The organism is Pseudomonas sp. MWU16-30317, from assembly GCF_020515695.1.
Taxonomy (GTDB): Bacteria; Pseudomonadota; Gammaproteobacteria; order Pseudomonadales; family Pseudomonadaceae; genus Aquipseudomonas.
This window is the reverse complement of the sequence record NZ_JAIWJA010000001.1, coordinates 759,857-781,557: the sequence shown is the minus strand read 5'-3', so window position 1 is coordinate 781,557 and position 21,701 is coordinate 759,857. Positions and strand designations below refer to the sequence as shown.

Genomic DNA, 21,701 nt, shown 5'->3' with positions numbered 1-21,701 from the left:
TGGCCTGGGCGGGGAAATATTCAAGGCTGGGATTCTGCCGCAAATTCGTCAAAAAGTTCTAAGTTTCCTACGCCAAGTTAAGAAAATTCTTACGAAAATGGCGTTTTCGGATAGGCTTCACCTTGACCAGCACCGATAAATGGCCAAATGCCAGCTCTCTAAGCGACACTGCAGCCTGGAGTTTTTACTCGGGTGGGGAACTTGTCGGGGGCCGCCACGTACTCATAGTGAGCAAGGGTGGCATCCTGCCCTCATCACCGATCATACGTTTTCAGGAAAGCCTTTCAATGTCCGAAGCCAATCCCGTCACTATCCTCGTCGTCGAAGATGACGCCATCGTGCGCATGTTGATCGTCGATGTGCTCGAAGAACTCGAGTACAAGGTGCTGGAGGCCGAAGACAAGGCAGGGGCAATGACCTTGTTGAATGACGTCGCGCAGCCACTAGCGCTGATGATGACCGACGTCGGGCTACCGGACGGTAACGGCATTGACTTGGCGCGCGAGGCGCTGAAGCTGCGTACCGGCCTGCCCATACTGATTGCCAGCGGGTACGGCGATTCGGCTGAGAACCCACCCGGCACCGAGGTACTGGCCAAGCCCTTCTCCATCGACCAGTTGCGCGACAAGGTGCGTGGCATGCTGGGCGGCGGCGTTAATTGATGGGCATAGCGCTAGCGCTGCTGGTATTGCGCTAGTTGCTGTCGCAAGCGAATCAGGCGTTCCTGGCTGTCGGTCGGAATGTGCGCCACTTCTCGCAGAACTCTCTCGAAACTTTCCAGCTCCGCCAGCATCGGGGTAGCGCCCGCCGTCAGCGCCGCACCGTGCAGACGGTGAACCCTGTGCAGCACCTCACCTGGCTGGGCACCTAGCAAAGCACATTCGAGCAATCGCAAGTCCTCGTGGCTGGTCTCCAGAAACATGCGAGTCAGGATGCGCTTGTCCTCGGCCGACAGCTGGAATGATCCGGGAGCGTCCGGCCGATCCGGAGCTGAGCGCTCAAGACCGCTCACCCATGGCGCTTTCATCGCTGCTCCAGTTGCGAGCGGATCTTGAACAGTTCGTTATCGCTGGCCAGGCCCAACTTGCGAAACGCCGATTGCTTTTGCGTGCTGATGGTCTTGATGCTGCGCGAGAATTTCCCGGCGACCTGAGTCACCGACATGCCGGCCAGGCAGCAGCGCAGCACTTCGCGTTCCCGCAGGGTCAGGTTGTTGGTCCTGACCAGCGCCTCGATCGCGGACTTGTTACCTTTGATCGTTGAGTCTGGTACTTGCGTGGCGATATCCCGATCCTCCAGCAACGAGGCCATCCTCGGCTCCAGGTAGACGGTGCCAGTCGCCAGCGCGCGCACGCCTTCCAGCAAATGTACCGGGTCGCTGTCCTTGCCGATGAAACCCATCGCGCCACAGCGCAGCGCCAAGCTCACGGTGGCTGGGGTGTGCGTGGCCGAAATCACCAGGAGTTGAACGGCGGGAAACTTTATCCGCAGTGCGCGGATGAGGTTCAAACCATCGGTTTCTTCCGGGCCAAGGGCAAAATCCATGACCACGACATCGACGGGCGATTGCTTGAGTGCCAGTAGCAGGTCACGGCTACGCGTGAAACATCCGACGATGTCGAATTCAGCATAGGTGCCGAGCACATGCTGCATACCGCACAGCACGAATTCGTGGTCATCGAGCAGCATGAGGCGGATGGGGTTGCTGGTTTCACACATGGTGTATTGGCGCCCTGCGTTAGAAATGGGGTTACACCTGCCGGCGCGGTAAAGCGAGGTTCGGGCTGAGATGAATGTCGCGGGAGCTGCTCTGCATTGGGCTGTGCCGGCGCTCTTCACGGGGCGGAATCTTAACGGCGGGGGGCGTGCAGCCCTATAGGAAAAGTCTGAAACACGTAACTGCATGTATTTAATTGATAAACGCTATCGATACAGGTGATGAGGGGATGCACGCCAGTGATGTTACTTTTTACCTCGAAGCACGAATCCACTCGCGCAGCCTGGTTTTCCCCCGACCTCCAGTGCTTGTCGAGCGGTTCCACTTCAGTCCTTTGGTGAAACTCCTCTGACCGCCCTCCCCGCAGATGGCGGTCTTTTTTTTGCCCCGCTTTTAACGTTGCTGGCTGGCAGTGCGGGGGCTTGAGCCTCGCTGGCCGCGGCCTCGACTTGCTGCTGTGCGCGCGCCGCAAGCTCCAGCAACTGTTGCTGCAGCACCGCTTGTGCACCCTCTGCCTGTGCCGCGCGACGCCCCCAATCGCTGACCAGTTCACGCTGCTGGGCCAACTGCACTTCGTGTTGCTCGGCCAGGCGCTTTCCGAGGGCCTGCTCAGCGGCCTGCGCCGCGAGTTGCAGCTGCAACTGGCGCTCGCTGTGGGCGGCCTCGGCGAGCAAACGCTCGTTGCTGCGGTTAAGGCGGGTCAGCTCATCCTGACGGACCACCGCCGATTGCTGCAGTTGGCGGACTTCGACCTGAATCATCTGCACCTGGGCTTCGTGACGGCGCTGCTCCTGTTCACGCTGCTCACGCACCGAATCGCGATAGTGCTGTAGCGCATCACGACTGTGACGATGCTGCTCCTCCAATGACTGCACCCGTTGCTGCTGGTCATCGAGGCGTAACTGCAGATCGTCGCAGGCCTGGCTCAATCTGGCGTTACGGGTGAGCTCGGTCTGCAAGCTGCTTTGACTGACCTGCAAGCGCTCGCTTGTCTGCTCCAGTGCCGACTGCAGCACAGTCTCGCGTATCAGGGCCTGGTCGAGCTGCGTTTCAGCGGCTTGAGTACGGGCTTGCAGCGCTGCGGCCTTGGTTTCCAGGTCGGCCTGGGCCTGGTCCAGGTAAGCCTGGCTCTCGTCCCGCAATTGCTGGGCGATATTGGCGACCAAGGTGCTAAGGGCGTCCGTCAATACCGGCGCTCCTTGAGCAACGGCAGGCATTGCGTCATCGAGTTCGCGCAGATAGCGATGAATAGTGCTTTTTGATCCCGTGTTGCCCAATTCGATACGTATGGCATCGATGCTCGGGTGCTCGCCCCGTGCCAGCAAGCTTTCTCGCGCCCTGCTTACAAGGGCCTTGTTGATACCGCCACGGGCCATGGTCACTCCGGATAGTTTCGTACTGTGGTACGTATTATGTAATTACACCGAACCAATGGCGAATTCTTTTTGTAAAAATCTTAGAAGCTAGCATTCAATAATTGAGCATTATCGAATGGCAGCCCGCTCGCGGCCCTGCTTCTGGGCTACAGAGGTGTACCGAAATCCGCATCAGGAGCGCCTCGTTCCGACCTACCTATCAGATCTGCTAGGTAGACACCCACCCTCTTCTAGCCTCGCATCCAATAGAGGGGAGCAATGATCGTGGGGAGGAACATGGATAAGACTTGGCAGGAGTTCGCCACCTACGCGGTGATAGGCATTGCCAACAGCGTGATTCACTGGCAGCTATTCTTCATTTCCCGTGACGCCTTCGAACTCAATCAGGCGCTGAGCAATTTCCTGGCGTTTTGCGCGGCGGCCTCATTTTCGTTCTATGCCGATTCCCTCTACACCTTTGGGGGAAACGTTTCTATGGCGCGGTACCTGGTGTTTATGGCGTTCGACGACTCCTGCGCGCACAGACAGTGCACGCAGTTCAAGGCCCCCTTGGCCCAAGGGGTTAACGGCCTCAGTTACCCACAAAAACGGGCACCTCCAGCCACTCATGACTGACCTTGCGTAAATGGGCGGTCAACGTGCTCAGCAACTCACCGCCATTACGCCAATGGTGCCAGTACAACGGCACTTCCAACGACCTGTTCGGCAGCAACTCGACTAACACCCCTGCCCGCAACTGCTCGGCAATCTGCAACTCCGGTATCAAGCCCCAACCCATCCCCGCCTCGGCCATGCGGATAAAGCCTTCCGACGATGGGCACAGATGGTATTGAAAGCTGCCCGCCGCCTGCAGCGAGGCCATGTAACGATGCTGCAAGCTGTCGTCCGGGCCGAACACCACGGCGGGCGCTCGCTCCAGGCGTTCAATCGTGACACCTGGGGAGAAATGGCTGGCCATGAATGCAGGGCTGGCTACCGCCCGGTAGCGCATGACCCCCAACAAGACACTGCGCGCGCCAGCCACGGGGCGTTCGCTGGCACACAGACAGGCCGCCACTTCGCCGGCGCGCATGCGCTTGAGCGCGACTTCCTGATCCTCGACCACCAAATCCAGCAACAAGCGCTGCTCGCGACAAAAGTCACCCACCGCGCCCGCCCACCACGTGGCGAGGCTATCGGCATTAAGGGCGATGCGCAGGCGATCGGGCAAGCCAGCTTCGTTCAGCGTCGGCACCTGCCCCAGCAAGTCGCGCTCCAGCAACCGCACCTGTTGAACGTGGTTGAGCAGGCTCATGCCCACGGGTGTGGCGGTCGGCGGGCTACTGCGCACCAGCACCGGCTGACCGACCCGCGCTTCGAGCAGTTTGATCCGCTGCGACACCGCCGATTGCGAGAGATTGAGCGCCTGGGCAGCACGCTCGAAACCGCCCTGCTCGATCACCGCGCTCAGGGCGGCCAGCAGTTTGTAGTCGATCATCGATTTTCCTGATGTGCGATACTTGAGATTCATTGCCCTTATACAGGTATTGCCGACGGACATGAACGAGCAGATCGAGCGGTATCTCAAGGCCGGCACCCGCGACAACACCCGGCGCAGCTACCAGGCCGCGGTCGAGCACTTCGAAGTCAGCTGGGGTGGCTTTCTGCCAGCGACCGCCGACAGCATCGCGCGCTATCTGGTGGACCATGCCGAGCGCCACTCCATCAATACCCTCAAGCAGCGCCTCGCCGCCCTCGCCCAGTGGCACATCAGCCAAGGGTTTCCGGACCCGACCAAGGCACCGATGGTCAAACAGCTGCTCAAAGGCATCCGCGCCACGCATCCAGTGCAGCAGAAACAAGCCGCGCCGTTGTTGCTGACCCAGTTGGAGCAGGTGGTCAGCGCGCTCGAAACCAGCGCTGCGACCGCCGCTGAACGTCACGACATGGCGGCACTGTTACGTGCCCGGCGCGATATCGCGCTGTTATTGATCGGTTTCTGGCGCGGCTTTCGCGGGGACGAGCTGGCGCGCCTGCAGGTCGAGCACATCCAGGCCGAGCCCGGAACCGGCATGACCCTGTATTTGCCTCACAGCAAGGGGGATCGGCTCAACCAAGGCGTCAGTTATCGCGCGCCGGCGCTCAAACGCCTGTGCCCGGTGCAGGCTTATGGCAACTGGATCACCGTGGCCGGCATCGCCCATGGCCCGGTGTTCCGGCGCATCGATCGCTGGGGCAACCTGGGCGAACAAGGTCTCAACGCCAACAGCCTGATCCCCTTGCTACGCGGCGTGCTCGAGCGCGGCGGGCTGCCTGCCGACCTGTATAGCAGTCACTCGCTACGTCGCGGATTTGCCACTTGGGCAAGCGCTAACGGTTGGGACATCAAGGCGTTGATGACCTACGTGGGCTGGAAGGACATGAAGTCGGCATTGCGCTATATCGACCCGGCGATGTCGTTTGCCAATCTGCAGTTGTTGCCGTGAATCCGTTGAGTTTATGCAATACGCACTAGCGCCTTAACCGCCGAAGCCCAGGTATTGTGATCATCATTCAATATGCTTTACTGGTCGATTGGACCTTTTCGGAGATAGCTGATGACCGCCCCCGCCTCGCTCTACCTTGAATCCTTCAACGTCGGCGACACCTTCACCAGCGCCAGCACCGTGATCACGCTCGAACAGATCAAAGCCTTCGCCAAGGAATTCGATCCACAGCCCTTCCATCTCGATGAAGCCGCCGCTCGCGATACGCTCTTTGCGGGCCTGGCCGCCAGTGGCTGGCACACCGCCGCGCTGACCATGCGCCTGCTGGTCGACAGCCTGCCCCTGGGCGACGGCCTGATCGGTGCTGGCAGCGACCTGCGCTGGCCGACCCCGACGCGCCCTGGCGATGAACTGCACGTGCGCAGCAAAGTGCTGGAGATCAAGCCCTCACAATCCAAACCCGACCGTGGCATCGTCGTGGTGCAATGCGACACCCTTAACCAACGCGGCGAATGCGTGCAACGCGCCATCAGCCAATTGCTTGTGTTTCGCAGCGCTCGATAAGCGAATGCGTGCAAGTACCGACCTAGAGCGGTTGACGTTGAACTGTGCGTTTATCGCCCGGATTGCACCGGGCGAGTGCTCAAGTTTGCGGACGGACGGTGGATAACGTGATGACAATTATTTCATCCGTAATCCGGAGTGCAACCCATGTTCGTCCACCTCAAAGTCCGCACCGGCATGATCGGCGTCTTGCTGCTGTTCGTTGTGGCCCTGCTGTTTTCCATCGTCAATAGTTGGTGGTCGGCTGTGCGCAGCCATGACCAGATCGACGAGCTGAGCCGCACTTCGCATCAGATCGACGGCATCAACAACGCCCTGCTGCTGGCGATCCGCACCAGCGCCAATGTGTCGTCGGCTTTCATTGAAACGGTGGGCGGTCGCTTTGACGATGCCGAAGCGCGGCTGGTGCGCAGCGAGGGCATCTGGAACGACGCCATCGCCAAGGTCAATGCCTCGACCACCGACCTGCGTGACCCGCAGCTCAAGGCGCTGGCCGAAGACCTCAAAGGCGCCTTCGCCGAATACGGCGCTGCGATCGTCGGTCAACGGGCCGCTACCCGTGCGCGTTCGGCAGACCAATATTTCGTGGTCAATATCGCAGCCGGTAACGGCATGACCAAGCTTCAGGAAATCCGCGTCAAACTGGTGGGCGCGCTGGACGCACGCGCCGCCGAGATCAATCAAGAGTCGACGGCCCGCCTGGCCACCGCCAAGCTGCTGTCCATCGCCTTGGGCGCAGTGACGCTCGCACTCGCAGTGCTGTGCTGGATATTCATTAGCGGTCGAGTGTTGCGCCCTTTGCGCGACGCCGGCGAGCATTTCAAGCGCATCGCCAATGGCGATCTGACCCGTGAAGTCATCTCCCCAAGCCGCAACGAGATCGGCGAACTGTTCGTCGAGTTGCAGCGCATGCAGGCCAGCCAGCGCGAAACCCTGATCCAGATCGCCGGCTCCGCGACGCAACTCGCCTCGGCCGCCGAAGAGCTCAACGCCGTGACCGAAGAAAGCAACCGCGGCCTGCAGCAGCAGGACATGCAGCTTGAACAAGCGGCCACGGCGGTCAACCAGATGACCAGCGCAGTCGAAGAGGTGGCGCGTAACGCCGTATCTACCTCACAAGCGGCCACAGCCTCCAACACTCTGTCGGAAAAGAGCCGCCAGCAGGTGCGCGAAAACATCGCCGGCACACAGTCCATGACCGCCGAAATCCAGGGCAGCGCCGAGCGCATCCAACACCTGGCCGATGAAGTCCGCAATATCGGCAAGGTCCTCGATGTGATCCGCGCCGTCTCGGAACAGACCAACCTGCTGGCCCTCAATGCCGCCATCGAGGCTGCGCGCGCCGGTGAAGCCGGTCGTGGCTTCGCAGTGGTGGCCGATGAAGTGCGCACCCTTGCCTACCGCACCCAAGAGTCGACCCGCGAGATCGAACAGATGATCGCCAGCGTGCAGGGCACTGCCGAGCAGGCTGTCGAGTCGATGCGCAGCAGCACCACGCGCGCCCAGGGCACCTTGGAAATCACCCAGGCTTCTGGTGCTGTGCTGGAGGACATCTTTGCCGCCATCGGCCAGATCAACGAGCGCAACCTGGTGATCGCCAGCGCGGCGGAAGAACAGGCCCAGGTGGCGCGAGAAGTGGACAGCAACCTGGTGGCGATCCGCGATCTGTCGGCGCAGTCGGCGGCAGGTGCCCTGCAGACCAACGCCGCCAGCCACGAACTGTCGCGCCTGGCCGCCGAACTCAGCGCTTTGGTGGGGCGTTTCCGGACCTGAGAGCTGGCCTCGCCAGGGTCCTTGGTTTAGGTCAAGATAGCCGGCAGAATCCGCGCTCGACCAAGGACCCCCATGCAATCCGCTTTCGAAAGCGTACTGGCCAACAAGAACATGGCGCACCAGGCCAAGCGCGGCCTGGCATCATCCGGCGGCAACCGCCAACGGGTCGCTCTGGTGCTGTTCGAACACTTCTCCATGATGGCGTTCACCGGTGCCGTCGATGCCCTGGTCACCGCCAACCTGCTCAATCCTGAACCGCTTTACGAGGTCTGCTCGTTCGGGCTGACCGCCACCCAGGTGACCAGCGATCTGGGCATTGTCATCTCGGCCGACCACGCGCTGAACGCCCTTGAAGAAAAGTCCTGGGACCTGATCATCCTGTGCGGCGGCTTTCGCGTGGCCCTGCGCGAGCACGCGGTACTGCGCAGCAAATTGCGCGCCGCGGCGGCCAAGGGGGCGATGCTTGGTGGCCTGTGGAACGGTGCATGGTTCCTGGCCCAGGCGCACTTGCTGGACGGTTACGAATGCGCCTTCCATCCCGAAGGCCGAGCGATGATGGCGGAGGATTATCCCGACGTGCGACTGAGTTCGCGAAGCTTCGTCATCGATCGCCAGCGGATCAGTTGCGCGGGCGCCAACAGTTCGCTGCGCATGATGCTGGAGGTCATGCGCCGCCAAGGCGCCGGACACCTGATCAGCGCCGTGGAAGAGATTCTGGCCTGTGATCAGAACGCCGATGTGCAAGACATCTCCGTCATGGCCATCGACTCTGACCCGACGCTGCCACAACCCTTGAAGTCCGCTTTGGAGCTGATGCACAACAATATCGACGAGCCCTTGAGCGTCGACGAAATCGCTCGCTGCGTGCAGCTTTCCAAGCGTCATCTGGAGCGCCAGTTCTGCAGTTTCATGAAGGCCACCCCGACCCGCTATTACCTCGAATTACGCCTGACCCGGGCGCGGCAACTGATCCAGCAATCCAACCGGCCGATCGCCGATATCGCCGTGGCTACCGGTTTTGTCAGCCTGTCGCATTTTCAGCGGCGCTTTCGCGAGTTCTTCGACATCGCCCCCGGGCGCTTGCGCACAGCCGGGCGCAGTGCTTCATGACTGCGCTTATGACGGCAGCGGGCTCTGGTTCTTTTCCAGCCACTCCAGTGTCTGCGCGAACGGCATGGGCCTGGAGAACAGATAACCTTGCACGGTCCGGCAGCCCAGGCTCAGCAGCGCATTCATCTCGTCGGTGGTCTCGACGCCTTCGATAATGCAGTCCAGGCCCATGTCCTGACTCAAGGCCACCAGTGACTTGACGATCTTGTAGCTGGCGGGGTTTTCATGGATGCCGGTGACGAAACTGCGATCGACCTTCAATTTGGTCAGGGCCAGCGCGTGCAACTGGCTCAGGCTCGAGTAGCCGGTGCCGAAGTCATCCAGCGATACGCCGCAGCCCATCCGGCGGAACAACCCGATGGCCCGCTGTACCTGGACGATATCCTGCATCACCGCGGTTTCGGTGATTTCCAGATCCAGCTGCGCCGGATCGAATTGGCTCGCCAGAATGGTATCGATGATTTGCTGGACGTTTTCCTGGGAGCCGCAATCATGGGCGGACAGATTGAACGACAAGCGTACCTCGGGCGGCCACTGTTCCGCTGCCCGCAGCGCCTTGCGCAACAGCGGCAAGGTCAGGCGATTGATAAAGCCGATGCGCTCGGCAATCGGTATGAACTGGCTGGGCGGCACGCTGCCCAGGTCCGGGCTGGCCCAGCGCGCAAGTGCCTCGAAGGCTACCGTGCGGCCACTGTGCAGATCGACGATGGGCTGGAACAGCACACTGAACTCAAAATCCAGCTTTGCCCGGCGCAGCGCCTGTTCGGTCAGTGTGTCGCGTTGCAATTGCTGGTGGTGCGCGGCACAAAACAAGCTCAGGACGCCCGGATGATTGCGCTTGCTCTGGTACAGCGCATAGTCGGCGTATTCGTAGACGCTAGCGGCGCTGGAGGCCAGATCCGGGTAAGTGGCGATGCCCAGCGAGGCGCTGATCTGCACCGGCACGTCGATCAGGGTAAAGGGCTTTTTCAGCTCGGCGCAGATGCTGTCGCCGAATGCCTGCAGCTGCTCATTATCGCGCACATGGGTGAAGATCAAGGCGAACTCGTCACCGCCCAACCGTGCCACCTGCATGGTCGCGTCCATCGATGCGGTCAGACGCTGGCCGACCTGCACCAGCAAGCGGTCGCCCACACTATGGCCGTAAACATCGTTGACCGGCTTGAAGCCGTCCAGATCCAGAATCCCCACCGCCAGCCGCTGGCCCGTCTGCTGCGCCTGCGCCAAGGCTTTATCCAGAGCGGTGAAAAACTGCCGGCGATTGGGCAAGCCGGTCAGGCTGTCCTGGTTGGCCAGGCGCAGGTTCTCGTCACTGAGTTTTTCGGTTTCGGCCTGGGCGTTGACCAGCCGCGTGAAATCGCCGTAGTGGTTCTGCAGGATTACCAGCATGGCCCCTGTCACCAGCACCACGTTCACCGCGGTGGCAACAAAGGTGGTGATATGGGTCGAGGCGAAAAAACCGACGAACACCACATTGACCACCGCCGCCGTGATCAACGCCGCCGAGCGCAACTGCATCAGGCAAAAGATACAGCCGATGACGGTGATGCCCATGTAGAAAGCGACATGCGCCTGCTCGTACGCCCCCCCATAGCGGAACAGCGACAGCGCCCACACAGCGAATCCTGCGGAGATGAATCCGGTCATGCGGGTGGTGCGGGTCAGGGCCTCGTAGATGACTTGCGGCTCGGGTATCGCGCGGCTTTGGCGCTGATGCCAGACCCAACTGCGCACCGAACACACCAACGTCAGGACCACCGGCACGGTCAGTGTCAGCCAGCCTGGTGCATAACTGTAGTGCGTCCAGGCGAGGGCCCAACTGTTGACCAGCAGGATGAAATACATCATCGGGATTTGCCGGGACAGCACCCGGTACTGCGCCTGCAACAGTTTAGGATTGTCGCGGGGCACAGACATCAGCGTCCGCCATTTGGCGGCCAGTTCTGTCTTCATAGGTGAGGGCATCTCGTTTTCCAACAGCGTCTGGCAGTGGCCACGCTGACGTCGACGGCTAGCGTCAGGCTTGCTTGTTTATCGGCGCAAGCCCCGGATTCTGTAGGCTCGGCGATAAATGGCAGATCGATTGCGTGATTGCGTGCGTAGTGATCCAAACCATGCCAGGAACCACCGACCTGGGCGCTTGTCGCACATCCAGTGCCCGCAATTTCTGGCCGTCTTCTCCTTCGTGACAGGATCCCTCTATGCCCAGCCTTTTCGAACCGCTCAATCTCGGCGCCCTGACCGCTCCGCATCGCGTATTCATGGCCCCGCTGACGCGCGGGCGCTCGAGCCGTACCCATGTGCCCAGCGACCTGATGATCGAGTACTACACCCAACGCGCCAGCGCTGGGCTGATCATCACCGAAGCCACCGGTATCTCCCAGCAAGGCCTGGGCTGGCCTTATGCGCCCGGTATCTGGAGCGACGAGCAGGTCGAAGCCTGGAAGCCGGTGACCGACTCGGTGCACGAAGCAGGCGGTCGTATCGACCTGCAGCTGTGGCACATGGGCCGCATCGTGCATCCGAGCTTTATCGGCGGAGCAACGCCGGTATCGGCCTCGGCGACCACTGCGCCGGGCAGCGCTCACACTTACGACGGCAAACAGCCCTACGCCCAGGCACGGCCGTTGACCCTGGACGAGATCAAGCGCCTGCTGGACGATTATGAGAAGGCCGCGGCCAACGCCCTGGCAGCGGGTTTCGACGGGGTGCAGATTCATGCCGCCAATGGCTATCTGATCGATCAGTTTCTGCGCGACAACAGCAACTTTCGTCAGGATCAATATGGCGGCTCGGTGGACAACCGCATTCGCTTGCTGCTGGAGGTCGCCGAACGTGTGGTGCACACCGTCGGCGCCGAACGCACCGGTGTGCGGCTGTCGCCCAATGGCGACTCGCAGGGGGTCAACGACAGCGACCCCAATACCCTGTTCAGCGCAGCGGCGGCAGGCCTGGACAAGATAGGCATTGCCTACCTGGAGCTGCGCGAACCTGGATTCGACGGCACCTTCGGCAAGGCCGACCGCCCGCCCGTGCACCCGGTGATTCGCAAGGCGTTCAGCCGGCCGTTGATCCTCAATTCCGATTACACCCTGGAGCGCGCACAAGCGGCACTGGATGCCGGTGAGGCGGACGCGATCACTTTTGGCCGGCCATTCCTCGCCAATCCGGACCTGCCCTATCGGCTCTCAAAGGGGCTGGCGCTGAACGAGGATGTCATGGCGACCTGGTACAGCCAGGGCCCCGAGGGCTATGTCGACTATCCGTTCGCCGACTGACTCGCCAGGTTCGAGGCCTCCCACACGGGGCCTCACGGCACTTAGAACCAGCGATCCTTGCGCTTGCGGCCACGGCTCAAGGCCGGCAGGATCAATCCCGCGAGCAGGCCTGCGCCGGCGATGCTGCCGCCATAGACCATGTAGCTCATCATCACTTGCTTGTTCTCGTCACCCAGCTTGGCTTGGGCGGTGCGCAGATCCGATTGGGCTTCGGACAACTGATCGTTGAGCGCTTTGCTGCGCCCCTGCAGCTCGTCGATCAGCGATTTGCGTGTGTCCAGGGTTTCCTGCATGCCTTGCACGCGCTGCTTCCAACTGTCGTCGATAGTCTTGAGCTGTGTGCTCAGCTCGGTCACCTGCTGGGTCAATTGCGGCACGCGTTCGACCGGGCCAGGCACGTCCTGCAAATTGCTGCTGGGCAGCCATACCGTGTCACCCGACTCGCCCTTGACCTGGCTGTAGTCACCTTGAGTATTGATCAGCTCCAGTTTTTGCCCGGACTTGACTGTGCCGACAATTCGATAACCATCGGTGGGACCGCTGCGTACGTACGTGCTGAGGTTGTCGCTGACCCAGCGCTCATTACTGGCACCGTGGGCCTCGCTGGCGACAAAGGTGACGAGCAGGCCGCCCAACAGGCAGGTCAAGGGCGAGCGGCGGAAAACGGAACGACGGATCAGCGACATAATGGTATTCACTTGAAAAATAGATAAAAAAGCCCCGATGACCGGGCCGATGACCATAACGATTGAATATCGACGAGGCGCCGCCAGTACGCACGGGCATATCGCTACGACTGCCACGCTCGGTGGCTAACTGCGAGGGAAAACGCCTGGAACCTGGCTGACAGCCAGCGTCGGGCAGCCAAATTGCTGCCAGCACAAAGACCGTTTTATTGGCGCAAGGTTCCGTCAAGGAGGGATATGAGCATGGGCGCGTCAGACAGCTGACGCTTGAGGCGCGTTTCAGAACGTCAGTTTGTAGCCAACCAACAGCAGCATCACCGCCAGGCAGGGGCGTAGCACTTTATCTGGCACGCGGCCCGTCAATTGACTGCCGATATAGATGCCGGGCAGCGAACCCAGCAACAGAAAACCTAAAACGCCCCAATCCATATTGCCCATGCTGGCGTGCCCCAGGCCGGCGACCAGCGTCAGCGGTACCGCGTGGGCGATCTCGGTACCGACCAACCGTCGGGTCGGCAGAAATGGGTAGAGAATGAACAACGCCACGGTCCCCAATGCGCCCGCGCCGATGGACGTCAGGGCGACCATGGTGCCCAGTACCAGGCCAGTGACCACGGTCATCGCATTGAGCCGCGCACCACTGGGCTGATAACGGCCTCCGGCACGGCGGTGGGCGAAGTCGAGCAGCTGTTGCTTGAACAGCACGGCAAGCGCGGTCAGCAGCAACACCACCCCGAGGCCCTGTTTGATGATGGCGTTCATCGCCTCAGGGGCGGTATGCAGTGAGCTGAGGTACCACAGCGTCAGGGCCACGGCCGGGACGCTGCCCAGGGTCAGCCAGCCGGTGACGGTCCAGTCGATATTGTCGTTCCTGCGGTGCACCAGCACGCCGCCGGATTTGGTGATGGCCGCGTACAACAGGTCGGTGCCCACCGCAGTTGCCGGGTTGATGCCGAACCACAGCAGGATCGGCGTCATGAAGGACCCGCCCCCTACCCCGGTCATGCCCACGATGAAACCGACGACCAAGCCTGCCACTACGAAACCGATATTACCGAAATCCATCAACTGCCCTAGATGCCGCGCGCGGCCTTATGAAAAAACTGGCGCAGCATAGCCAGTTTTCTTATAAGCGCCATATATCGATGTGATCTATTGTTATTCCAGATCGGCAATCGCCGAATTATTCGGCGTTCTGGTTTGCCTGCAGCCAAGCCAGCAAGTCGTCTAGCTTTTGCGCATCGCTGATCCCCCAGAAATGCATATTGGTGCCAGGCACCACGTCGCTGGGATCCTTGATAAATGCCATGAGGGTGTCACGCTGCCAAGTAATACCCGAGGCTTTCATGGCGCTGGAGTACACGTAGTCGCGGGTGGTACCCGCCACACGGCCGAAGATACCGTTCAGTTGCGGCGCGAAGGCGGCCTGTGCATAGCGTCCAATCTTGTGGCAGCCGCCGCACGTCTTGGTGAACAAGGCTTCGCCTGCCTTTGGATCGCCGTCGGCCAGCGCATGGCTGCTAATGCTCACGAGCATCAGTACGGTACAGGCCAATTGCCGTAAGCGGGAGCGCGAGGTATTGCACGAGCGCAGCCGAGGCCCGATACCACCAGAAGCCACAGCTCTATTGAGTCGTTGCGCGAAGAATCGATCGCAGTGCATAAACACACGAACACCTACAGTAGTACAAAACATGAATACTACCTGCTGGCACGTCGCCGGTTCTACCGACACCGATCAAGCACTTCGCATGTTCCTCGCCAGTCAAACTAGGCGCCATGATCAACACCCTGCAGCCTGCGCAGGGGCGGCCGGCTGACCATCGAGATCGGCGCCCGCACAAAAACCGCCAGCGTCGGGTAAACGCGGCGGCTTCCATGGTTTTACACAGCCTGCATTTCGATCAAAGGCTATGCACATCACCCGGACGAAACACCTCGCGGCTCACCTGCACCGTATTGCGCAGCGGCGCGCCGAACTCACTGATGCTGATCTCGAACTCATCGCCCGCCTGGGTGCGGATATTGTCGGCGACGGACAGGGTCGCGGTGCCGAAGAAATGCACGTGCACGTCCCCTGGGCGCAAGAACTGCTGATACTTGAAGTGGTGGTATTCAAGGTTTTCCAGGCTGTGGCACATGTTGTCCTCGCCGCTGAGGAACTCCTTCTCCCAGATCACTTCGCCACCGCGGCGGATCCGACTGATGCCTGCCAGGTGGCTCGGCAAGGCGCCGACGCGCAGTTCCGGACCATAGGAACAGTTGCGCAGCTTGGAGTGCGCCAGGTACAGGTAGCTGCGACGCTCGAGCACGTGGTCGGAAAACTCGTTGCCCAAGGCGAAACCCACTCGGTACGGACGGCCATCATCGCCGATCACATAGAGCCCGGTGAGCTCCGGCTCTTCGCCTCCATCTTCGGCGAAAGGTGGCTGCTGCAACGCGGCACCGGGGCGTACCACGCAAGAGCCGTCGCCCTTGTAGAACCACTCCGGTTGCGCGCCTGGGCTGCCGGGTTGTGGCTTGCCGCCCTCGATACCCCATTGGAACATCTGCGCCGAGTCGGTCAGGGTGCCGGGATCGGCGGCCTTTTGCTGATGCATCTTGTCACGGGTGGAAGCGCTGCCCAGGTGGGTCAAGCCGGTACCGGTCACCAGGCAATGAGCCGGGTCCTGATGGTCGAGGGGCGGTAGCACGCGCCCTTGCTCCAGGGCCAGCGCATAGCGCTCGTCGCTCGGTTGGGTCCCTCGCGCGATGACTTCTTCCTGTAACGAGCGCTTGTTGCGAATGGCGGCAAGCGCCAGCTCACGGGTCGAAGTGGTATCGACGACGATATGGATCTGCTCGCCCTCCACCATGCCCACCTGGCGCTGCCCTTGGGTATTTTCAAACTGTACGAGACGCATGGACTACTCCCTTTTTATGATTATCGAGCCTGATTCGCGCAGCTTGCCGCTCTCAATGCGTTCTTGCCTAATGACAAACGCTTACTGAGCGATAACTTTCAGTCATCCCCCCACGCCTACAGATCGGCATCCCGACCCCATCACCGTTTTGCGCCCCCGCAGTACGCCTCTCACGGCAACTGCGCCCCCGTCACGGCCACATGGATCATGTACAGCGACGTATTCGCCGCAATGAACAGCCGATTGCGCCGCGGCCCGCCAAACGTCAAGTTGGCGACCTTCTCGGGCAGGCGGATCTTGCCCAACAAGGTCCCGTCCGGGGCGAAGCATTGAATCCCGTCCCCGGCGCTGGTCCAGAGATTGCCCTGCACGTCGATACGAAACCCATCTGGGATACCCGGCTCGATCACCGCGAACACCCTCGACGCACCCAAGCGCGTGCCATCGATCACCTCCAGTGCGCGAATATGATGGGGCGCATCCGGGTCGTGGCTCCGGGCCGAATCCGCGACGTAGAGGGTTTGGCCATCGGGGCTGAACGCCAGGCCGTTGGGCTGTACGAAGTCGTTGGCCATGCAGGCGATTACGCCACTAAGCGGGTCGATCCGGTAGACGAAACTGCCCTCCTGCTCCGGTTCCGCCTTGAAGCCCTCATAATCGCTGAGGATGCCGTAGGTGGGATCGGTGAACCACACCGCGCCATCGCGGTGCACCACCACGTCGTTAGGCGAATTGAGGCGCTTGCCCTGGAATTGGTCGGCCAGCACGGTGATGCTGCCATCGGCTTCTGTGCGGGTCACTCGTCGGGTGCCGTGCTCGCAGGTCACGAGCCGCCCTTGCAGGTCGCGCGTGTTGCCGTTGGCGAAGTTGGAGTTGGCCCGGAACACCGACACCCCGTGGTCGGGTATCCAGCGCAGGATGCGTTCGTTGGGGATATCGCTCCACAACAGGTAACCCCCGTCGTTGAACCACACCGGGCCCTCGGCCCAGCGGCATTTGTCGTACAGGCGCTCGAGCTGGGTGTTGGGGATGGTCAATGCGCGAAAGCGCGGGTCAAGGTGCTCATAAAGTTCGTCGGACACTGCGGCGATCCTCGTAAAAATAGGCTATTCAGGCGCGGGCCGTTTGGCGGCCGCTCATGGCCGTGATGACGGCGATGATGATCACGCCGGTCAGGATCAGGCGGACCCCGGCACTGGCTCCGAAACTGTTGAGCATGCTCACCAGCAGGTACAGGAACAGCGCTGCGCCCCAGATGCCCGGGACGTTGGCGAAGCCGCCAGCTACCGAGGTACCGCCGATCACCACTACGGCGATGGATGCCAACAGGTATTCATCGCCCATGCTCAGCGACGCGCCACCAGAGAACCCGGCCAGCAGCAAGCCGCAGAGGCTGGCGAACAAGGCACTCAGCACATAGGTAGCGAACCGCACCCGGCCCACCCGCACCCCGGCCAGCTCCGCCGCACGCGGGTTCTGGCCGATAGCGAGCACCCAGCGGCCATACAGGGTGCGCGTCAGTACCACACCCATCAGCACCGCCAGGAGCATCACCGCCAGGGCAACGTAAGGCACCCCGAGCAGCTTGCCGGTGGCGAAGGCGTAGAAGTCGTCCGGTGGCTGGATCCGCACACTGCGCCCGTAGGCGATTGCCAGTGATTGCAGAAGGAAACTGGCCGACAAGGTGGCAATGATCGGAGGGATACGCAGCAGCCTGATCAGCGCGTAGTTGCCGCACCCGACCAGCACGCCGGTGGCCAGCACGCCGAGCACACCCAGCCAGATCAGTTCGTTGTGGCTGTCCATCAGCTTCATCGCCACCGCGCCGCTCAATGCCACGTTGGCGGGGATCGACAGGTCGATATTGCCGGGGCCGGTACTGATCACGAACATCTGGCCGATGCCGACGATCACGAAAAACGCCGAGAACCCCAACGCGCCGGACAGCAACGCGCCGCTGCCTGCGCCACGGTTGAACACCAGCGTCGCCGCCCAGATCAGCAGCGCTGCCAGAAACGACCACAGCCAAGGCTTGTCGAGTACACGTTTGATGATGGGGATGTCCTTCATGGCTGACGTGCCTCCATACGGTTGACGGCAGCCCGCAGGGCCAGCACCAGAATCAGAATCGCGCCCTGGGCACCGATCTGCCAATCCGGTGAGATCCGGATAAACGACAACAGCGAGCCCGCCAGCACCAAGGTCAAGGCCCCCAGTACCGCGCCGATCGGCGACACCCGTCCACCGACGAATTCGCCGCCGCCAAGGATCACCCCGGCGATCGACAACAAGGTGTAGCGCAGCGCCACGCTGGCATCGGCCGAGGTGGTCAGCCCGACCAGAAACAAGCCGGACAACACGCCAAAGCCGCCGGCCATGGCATACAAGGTGACCTTGATGCGCAACAGCGACCAACCGGCCTTGGCGATCGCCAGCGGGTTGCCGCCTGCGCCGCGTAGCACCACACCCAGGGTCGAACGCATCAGAAACAGATGCACCAGCAGCGCCAGGGCAATGCACACGATGATGGCGAATGGCAGCAGGGGCGGCTTGATCCGCACCAGTGCCTGCAACCATTGCGGCGCAGTGCCGCCGGGGGCCGGCAGCAACAGTACGGCGGCGCCGGTCCAGATGAACGACATGCCCAGGGTCACCACGATCGACGGCAGGCGCCGGGCATGAATCAAGGCACCCAGCAGCGCATAGACCAGCACGCAGCCCAACAACGCCAGCACCCCGAGGATGGGGTGATCGTTGAGCAGGGTCGCGGCCACGCAGGCAACGAAGCTGATATAGCTGCCCAGCGACAGGTCGAGATCGTTGACGGTGATGATCAGCATCTGCGCGATGGTCGCCAGGGCGATCGGCACTGCCAGATTGAGCATCAGGTTCATGCCCATATAGCTCATGGCCCGCGGCTGCAGGATAAAAATGGTGCCCAGCAGCACCACCAATGACAACGCCGGCAAGGCGCTGCGCAGCCAGCGCGCCCGATTGACCGGCGACACCCTGGTGCGTGTAGCGAGGGGGCTTGCCCCTGATCCACTCTCGTCAGCCACCACTGCCCCCTCGATACGCGTCGGCATGTTCATGCCACCTCCTCGGCGAAGGAGCCACGCAGGATCCGCTCCTCGCTCAGTTCGTCACGGGGCAGGTCGAGCACCGCCTGGCCGTCGCGAAAGACATAGATATGGTCGCAGTAGTCCAGCTCTTCGAGCTCGGTCGTGTACCAGACGAAGGTGCGCCCGCGGGCCGCTTCTTCGAGGATGATCGAATACACCTCACGCTTGGTGCCGACATCCACGCCGCGCATGGGGTCATCCATCAGGATCACTGGCGCGGTGGTCGCCAAGGCTCGGGCGAACAGCGCCTTTTGTTGATTGCCACCGGACAGCGAGAGGATTGGCGCGTTCATGTCCGGCGTACGGATCGCCATGCGCTGCTGCCACTGGCCCGCCAGCGTAGCGCACGCCCGGGGATCGATCAGGCCACCGCGTTTGAGCTGCTTGAGGGCGCTGAGATCGAGGTTCTGCGCGATCGACCAGAGCGCGAATACGCCATCGTTCTGCCGATCGCCTGCCACCAGCGCTGCGCCTTCACCGCTGGCGATGCGGCGGCGCAGGATCTGCGTCAGCAGTTGGCTCTGGCCGTGCCCGGCGAGCCCGGCCAGGCCGATGATTTCGCCGCGCCAGGCGCGCACGCAACCGCCATCGAGCTGAGCGGCCGGGCGCTGCTCGAGCAGCGCCGCACCCTGCAAGCGTTTGCTGCTGTAGGCCTCGGCCTGTGCCTTGGCGTGGCTGGCGGCGCTGCCCATCGACTCGACCAAGGTCGCATGGGTGAAGGACGTAGCGGCGCGGGTATCGACCACCTTGCCATCGCGCATCACTGCAATACGGTCACAGGTGCCGAGCATCTCGCCGAGGATATGGCTGATCAGCACGATGCTGCCGCCCTGCCCCACAAACCGCCGAACAAAGGCCAACAACTGCGCCGAGACCCGCGAGTCCAGCGATGAGGTCGGTTCATCGAGGATCACCACATCCAGGCGTTCGTCCACGCACACAAACGCGCGGGCAATTTCGACCATCTGCCGTTTGCCAATCGCCAGGTCGGCGACGATGTCGTCGGCGCTGATGCCGTGATGGGGAAAGATCTCGTCAAGGCTTGCCTCGATCAGCTTGCGGGCGTGACGCCGCCAGCCGAAGCCGCGAATCGCCGGGCACATCAAGCGAGTGTTCTCGGCGACGCTCAGGTTGGGACACAGTGACAACTCCTGGAACACGCAGCGGATCGCGCATTGCCGGGCGATCTGCACGCTATAGTCGTCGCGGCGGTCACGGCCCTCGATCAGCAGGCTGCCGCAATCTGCGGCCAGCGTGCCGGCGAGCACCTGCATCAAAGTCGATTTACCGGCGCCGTTATGGCCGATCAGGCCGAGACATTCCCCGGCCTGCACGCTGAGGTCGACACCATCCAAGGCCCGCACCGCGCCAAAGGACTTGCCGATACCCGCGAAGGTCACGCGTTGCGCTGTAGACATGGCAGCCTCCAGGCTCAATGAGTGGCGGGTGCTTGCAGCTTGGCGACGTCATCGACGCTATAGACCTGGCTCACCAGATCGCCCTTGGCGAGGCCCTTGAGCTGTTGTTCGAGAGTGTCCTGAGTGACGCTCACCGCTGGCGATACCAGGTCATGCGGCAGCTGCTTGCCATCGAGTAACTGCTGGGCGACCCAGAACGCCAGGCTTGAGATGCTGGGCGCACTGGAGATGGAGAAGCTCTGGTAGCCGTTGAGGTCCTTTTGTTTTTTCCACCAGGAGAGTTCTTCTTCGCGGTTGCCGAAGACGATGGTCGGCGTCGGCCGGCCAGCGGCGGTAAAGGCCTGCGCGGTGCCGTAGCCATCATCGCCCTGGGTGACTACTGCATCGATCTTCGGCAGGCTCGGCAACACGCCGGCAACGGCCTTTTGCGCCGCAGTCTGCGACCAGTTGCCGTTGACTGCAGCGACTATTTTCAAGTTTGGATGCTTGGCGGCGCCGGCCACGATGCCGGAGTGGATCAGCTCGTCCACCGAAACCCCGGCCAGGCCGCGCACTTCCAGCACGTTGGCGCCATTGGGGTAGCGACTGGCGAGGTAGTCCATCTGGTCGATGCCGCTTTGCTTGAAGTCCATCGAGATGCGGTAGGCGCAGGGCTCGGTGACCACGCCATCGAACGACACGACGATAATGCCAGCGTCGCAGGCCTGCTTGACCGCGCCGTTGAGTGCCGTGGGCGATGCCGCGTCGATGACGATAGCGTTGTAGCCTTGCAGGATGAGGTTCTGGATCTGCGCGGCTTGTTCGGTGGCCTGGTTTTCGCCGGTGGTGAACGAGTCGGCCGACGCGATGATGCCGGTCTTGACCGCCTGATCGGTGGTCTGCTGCCAGCTGTTGAGCATGTTCTGGCGCCAGGCGTTGCCGGCATAGTTGTTGGACAGGGCGATGGTCTTGTCGGCGGTGGCAGCCTGGGCCAGCATCAGCGGGGCCATTACCAGAGCGCTGGACAGCAGCGCGCAACGGAGCGTGTCGAGTTTCATGTCGTGACCCTTGTTATTGTTGTGGGGCATCGTGAATGAGTGCAGGCACTGACCTGGGGCCTGGTGCAGCTGCAGGGCCAGTCTGCACCGCTAATACCGGTGCGTCTGTGGGCATTGGCGCAGATCGGTTGCGGGTTCCCGCAGGTCAAAGGCGGGGATGTGCAGTTTTTCACTGTGCCTGACGCTTAAGGTAAATGCAGTGCGACTGCCCAACGACGATGAGCCGTACGAAGCGTTATGATGGCCGCAACC

At 61.7% G+C, this 21,701-nt stretch carries 22 protein-coding genes and 1 pseudogene; 9 read left to right on the top strand and 14 right to left on the bottom strand.

Annotation, left to right across the window (positions count from 1 at the left end):
- The first annotated feature begins 287 nt into the window (after positions 1-287).
- The gene (locus LIX93_RS03420) at positions 288-662 is read left to right on the top strand and encodes a response regulator (RefSeq protein ID WP_226502602.1); all 375 of its coding nucleotides are present in this window, start codon (positions 288-290) and stop codon (positions 660-662) included.
- A gap of 11 nt (positions 663-673) precedes the next feature.
- Here LIX93_RS03420 and LIX93_RS03415 read toward each other — a convergent pair whose 3' ends face one another.
- The 3 genes from LIX93_RS03415 to LIX93_RS03405 form a co-directional block, all read right to left on the bottom strand.
- Positions 674-1,027: an Hpt domain-containing protein gene (locus tag LIX93_RS03415; protein WP_226502601.1), complete on the bottom strand. Its 354-nt coding sequence runs from the start codon at positions 1,025-1,027 to the stop codon at positions 674-676.
- Complete coding sequence (locus LIX93_RS03410) at positions 1,024-1,719, bottom strand: response regulator transcription factor (RefSeq protein ID WP_226502600.1); 696 nt, start codon at positions 1,717-1,719, stop codon at positions 1,024-1,026. Before LIX93_RS03410 ends, LIX93_RS03415 begins: the two co-directional genes overlap by 4 nt.
- 324 nt (positions 1,720-2,043) lie before the next feature.
- A complete protein-coding gene (locus LIX93_RS03405; RefSeq protein ID WP_226502599.1) occupies positions 2,044-3,093 on the bottom strand; it encodes a DNA-binding protein in 1,050 nt (349 codons plus the stop codon).
- Between the two features lie 276 nt (positions 3,094-3,369).
- Here LIX93_RS03405 and LIX93_RS03400 point away from each other — a divergent pair, with 276 nt between their 5' ends.
- Positions 3,370-3,708 carry a GtrA family protein gene (locus LIX93_RS03400; protein WP_226502598.1) on the top strand — a complete coding sequence of 113 codons (339 nt, stop codon included), beginning with the start codon at positions 3,370-3,372 and terminating at the stop codon, positions 3,706-3,708.
- Here the strand turns inward: LIX93_RS03400 and LIX93_RS03395 are convergent.
- Positions 3,665-4,570 (bottom strand): LysR family transcriptional regulator ArgP, encoded by a 906-nt coding sequence (locus tag LIX93_RS03395; protein WP_226502597.1) that lies wholly within the window; start codon positions 4,568-4,570, stop codon positions 3,665-3,667. The genes LIX93_RS03400 and LIX93_RS03395 overlap by 44 nt on opposite strands.
- A gap of 61 nt (positions 4,571-4,631) precedes the next feature.
- Here LIX93_RS03395 and LIX93_RS03390 point away from each other — a divergent pair, with 61 nt between their 5' ends.
- From LIX93_RS03390 to LIX93_RS03375, 4 genes are all read left to right on the top strand, one after another.
- Positions 4,632-5,558 (top strand): site-specific integrase, encoded by a 927-nt coding sequence (locus LIX93_RS03390; RefSeq protein WP_226502596.1) that lies wholly within the window; start codon positions 4,632-4,634, stop codon positions 5,556-5,558.
- A 111-nt stretch (positions 5,559-5,669) separates the two neighbouring features.
- On the top strand, positions 5,670-6,122 hold the full coding sequence (locus LIX93_RS03385; protein WP_226502595.1) for a MaoC family dehydratase: 453 nt from the start codon (positions 5,670-5,672) through the stop codon (positions 6,120-6,122).
- A gap of 147 nt (positions 6,123-6,269) precedes the next feature.
- Complete coding sequence (locus tag LIX93_RS03380; protein ID WP_226502594.1) at positions 6,270-7,895, top strand: methyl-accepting chemotaxis protein; 1,626 nt, start codon at positions 6,270-6,272, stop codon at positions 7,893-7,895.
- A 72-nt stretch (positions 7,896-7,967) separates the two neighbouring features.
- Positions 7,968-9,005, top strand: coding sequence for a GlxA family transcriptional regulator (locus LIX93_RS03375; RefSeq protein WP_226502593.1), 1,038 nt, complete (start codon positions 7,968-7,970; stop codon positions 9,003-9,005).
- 6 nt (positions 9,006-9,011) lie between these two features.
- Here the strand turns inward: LIX93_RS03375 and LIX93_RS03370 are convergent, their stop codons facing one another.
- Positions 9,012-10,922: an EAL domain-containing protein gene (locus tag LIX93_RS03370; protein ID WP_226502592.1), complete on the bottom strand. Its 1,911-nt coding sequence runs from the start codon at positions 10,920-10,922 to the stop codon at positions 9,012-9,014.
- Between the two features lie 284 nt (positions 10,923-11,206).
- Here LIX93_RS03370 and LIX93_RS03365 point away from each other — a divergent pair, with 284 nt between their 5' ends.
- The gene (locus LIX93_RS03365) at positions 11,207-12,283 is read left to right on the top strand and encodes an alkene reductase (RefSeq protein WP_226502591.1); all 1,077 of its coding nucleotides are present in this window, start codon (positions 11,207-11,209) and stop codon (positions 12,281-12,283) included.
- A gap of 41 nt (positions 12,284-12,324) precedes the next feature.
- Here LIX93_RS03365 and LIX93_RS03360 read toward each other — a convergent pair whose 3' ends face one another.
- From LIX93_RS03360 to LIX93_RS03350, 3 genes are all read right to left on the bottom strand, one after another.
- Positions 12,325-12,969: a TIGR04211 family SH3 domain-containing protein gene (locus tag LIX93_RS03360; protein ID WP_226502590.1), complete on the bottom strand. Its 645-nt coding sequence runs from the start codon at positions 12,967-12,969 to the stop codon at positions 12,325-12,327.
- Between the two features lie 279 nt (positions 12,970-13,248).
- Positions 13,249-14,034 (bottom strand): sulfite exporter TauE/SafE family protein, encoded by a 786-nt coding sequence (locus LIX93_RS03355; protein WP_226502589.1) that lies wholly within the window; start codon positions 14,032-14,034, stop codon positions 13,249-13,251.
- Between the two features lie 118 nt (positions 14,035-14,152).
- Complete coding sequence (locus LIX93_RS03350) at positions 14,153-14,506, bottom strand: c-type cytochrome (RefSeq protein WP_226502588.1); 354 nt, start codon at positions 14,504-14,506, stop codon at positions 14,153-14,155.
- 157 nt (positions 14,507-14,663) lie between these two features.
- Between LIX93_RS03350 and LIX93_RS03345 the strand changes: the two are divergent.
- A pseudogene (locus tag LIX93_RS03345) lies at positions 14,664-14,738 on the top strand (ribbon-helix-helix domain-containing protein); the annotation flags it as partial.
- A gap of 135 nt (positions 14,739-14,873) precedes the next feature.
- On the opposite strand, the gene araD1 reads toward LIX93_RS03345, so the two are convergent.
- From araD1 to LIX93_RS03315, 6 genes are all read right to left on the bottom strand, one after another.
- Entirely contained in the window at positions 14,874-15,872 is a 999-nt protein-coding gene (araD1, locus tag LIX93_RS03340; protein ID WP_226502587.1) for an AraD1 family protein, read from the bottom strand.
- A gap of 170 nt (positions 15,873-16,042) precedes the next feature.
- Positions 16,043-16,954, bottom strand: a complete 912-nt coding sequence (locus tag LIX93_RS03335; RefSeq protein WP_226502586.1) for an SMP-30/gluconolactonase/LRE family protein — start codon at positions 16,952-16,954, stop codon at positions 16,043-16,045.
- 28 nt (positions 16,955-16,982) lie between these two features.
- Positions 16,983-17,942, bottom strand: coding sequence for an ABC transporter permease (locus LIX93_RS03330; RefSeq protein ID WP_226502585.1), 960 nt, complete (start codon positions 17,940-17,942; stop codon positions 16,983-16,985).
- Positions 17,939-18,964: an ABC transporter permease gene (locus LIX93_RS03325; RefSeq protein ID WP_226502584.1), complete on the bottom strand. Its 1,026-nt coding sequence runs from the start codon at positions 18,962-18,964 to the stop codon at positions 17,939-17,941. Before LIX93_RS03325 ends, LIX93_RS03330 begins: the two co-directional genes overlap by 4 nt.
- Positions 18,961-20,412 carry a sugar ABC transporter ATP-binding protein gene (locus LIX93_RS03320; RefSeq protein ID WP_226502583.1) on the bottom strand — a complete coding sequence of 484 codons (1,452 nt, stop codon included), beginning with the start codon at positions 20,410-20,412 and terminating at the stop codon, positions 18,961-18,963. The genes LIX93_RS03325 and LIX93_RS03320 overlap by 4 nt, the downstream gene beginning before the upstream one ends.
- A 14-nt stretch (positions 20,413-20,426) precedes the next feature.
- The gene (locus LIX93_RS03315; RefSeq protein WP_226502582.1) at positions 20,427-21,449 is read right to left on the bottom strand and encodes a substrate-binding domain-containing protein; all 1,023 of its coding nucleotides are present in this window, start codon (positions 21,447-21,449) and stop codon (positions 20,427-20,429) included.
- A 39-nt stretch (positions 21,450-21,488) separates the two neighbouring features.
- Between LIX93_RS03315 and LIX93_RS03310 the strand changes: the two genes are divergently transcribed.
- On the top strand, positions 21,489-21,638 hold the full coding sequence (locus tag LIX93_RS03310) for a hypothetical protein (RefSeq protein WP_226502581.1): 150 nt from the start codon (positions 21,489-21,491) through the stop codon (positions 21,636-21,638).
- Positions 21,639-21,701 lie beyond the last annotated feature (63 nt).

Coding starts and splice junctions, on each gene's coding strand:
- LIX93_RS03375 (WP_226502593.1), top strand. CDS start 7,968: ATGCAATCCGCTTTCGAAAGCGTACTGGCCAACAAGAACATGGCGCAC.
- LIX93_RS03400 (WP_226502598.1), top strand. CDS start 3,370: ATGGATAAGACTTGGCAGGAGTTCGCCACCTACGCGGTGATAGGCATT.
- LIX93_RS03415 (WP_226502601.1), bottom strand. CDS start 1,027: ATGAAAGCGCCATGGGTGAGCGGTCTTGAGCGCTCAGCTCCGGATCGG.
- LIX93_RS03370 (WP_226502592.1), bottom strand. CDS start 10,922: ATGTCTGTGCCCCGCGACAATCCTAAACTGTTGCAGGCGCAGTACCGG.
- LIX93_RS03315 (WP_226502582.1), bottom strand. CDS start 21,449: ATGAAACTCGACACGCTCCGTTGCGCGCTGCTGTCCAGCGCTCTGGTA.
- LIX93_RS03385 (WP_226502595.1), top strand. CDS start 5,670: ATGACCGCCCCCGCCTCGCTCTACCTTGAATCCTTCAACGTCGGCGAC.
- LIX93_RS03325 (WP_226502584.1), bottom strand. CDS start 18,964: ATGAACATGCCGACGCGTATCGAGGGGGCAGTGGTGGCTGACGAGAGT.
- LIX93_RS03395 (WP_226502597.1), bottom strand. CDS start 4,570: ATGATCGACTACAAACTGCTGGCCGCCCTGAGCGCGGTGATCGAGCAG.
- LIX93_RS03330 (WP_226502585.1), bottom strand. CDS start 17,942: ATGAAGGACATCCCCATCATCAAACGTGTACTCGACAAGCCTTGGCTG.
- LIX93_RS03360 (WP_226502590.1), bottom strand. CDS start 12,969: ATGTCGCTGATCCGTCGTTCCGTTTTCCGCCGCTCGCCCTTGACCTGC.
- LIX93_RS03410 (WP_226502600.1), bottom strand. CDS start 1,719: ATGTGTGAAACCAGCAACCCCATCCGCCTCATGCTGCTCGATGACCAC.
- LIX93_RS03420 (WP_226502602.1), top strand. CDS start 288: ATGTCCGAAGCCAATCCCGTCACTATCCTCGTCGTCGAAGATGACGCC.
- LIX93_RS03405 (WP_226502599.1), bottom strand. CDS start 3,093: ATGGCCCGTGGCGGTATCAACAAGGCCCTTGTAAGCAGGGCGCGAGAA.
- LIX93_RS03350 (WP_226502588.1), bottom strand. CDS start 14,506: ATGCTCGTGAGCATTAGCAGCCATGCGCTGGCCGACGGCGATCCAAAG.
- LIX93_RS03380 (WP_226502594.1), top strand. CDS start 6,270: ATGTTCGTCCACCTCAAAGTCCGCACCGGCATGATCGGCGTCTTGCTG.
- LIX93_RS03320 (WP_226502583.1), bottom strand. CDS start 20,412: ATGTCTACAGCGCAACGCGTGACCTTCGCGGGTATCGGCAAGTCCTTT.
- LIX93_RS03355 (WP_226502589.1), bottom strand. CDS start 14,034: ATGGATTTCGGTAATATCGGTTTCGTAGTGGCAGGCTTGGTCGTCGGT.
- araD1 (WP_226502587.1), bottom strand. CDS start 15,872: ATGCGTCTCGTACAGTTTGAAAATACCCAAGGGCAGCGCCAGGTGGGC.
- LIX93_RS03365 (WP_226502591.1), top strand. CDS start 11,207: ATGCCCAGCCTTTTCGAACCGCTCAATCTCGGCGCCCTGACCGCTCCG.
- LIX93_RS03390 (WP_226502596.1), top strand. CDS start 4,632: ATGAACGAGCAGATCGAGCGGTATCTCAAGGCCGGCACCCGCGACAAC.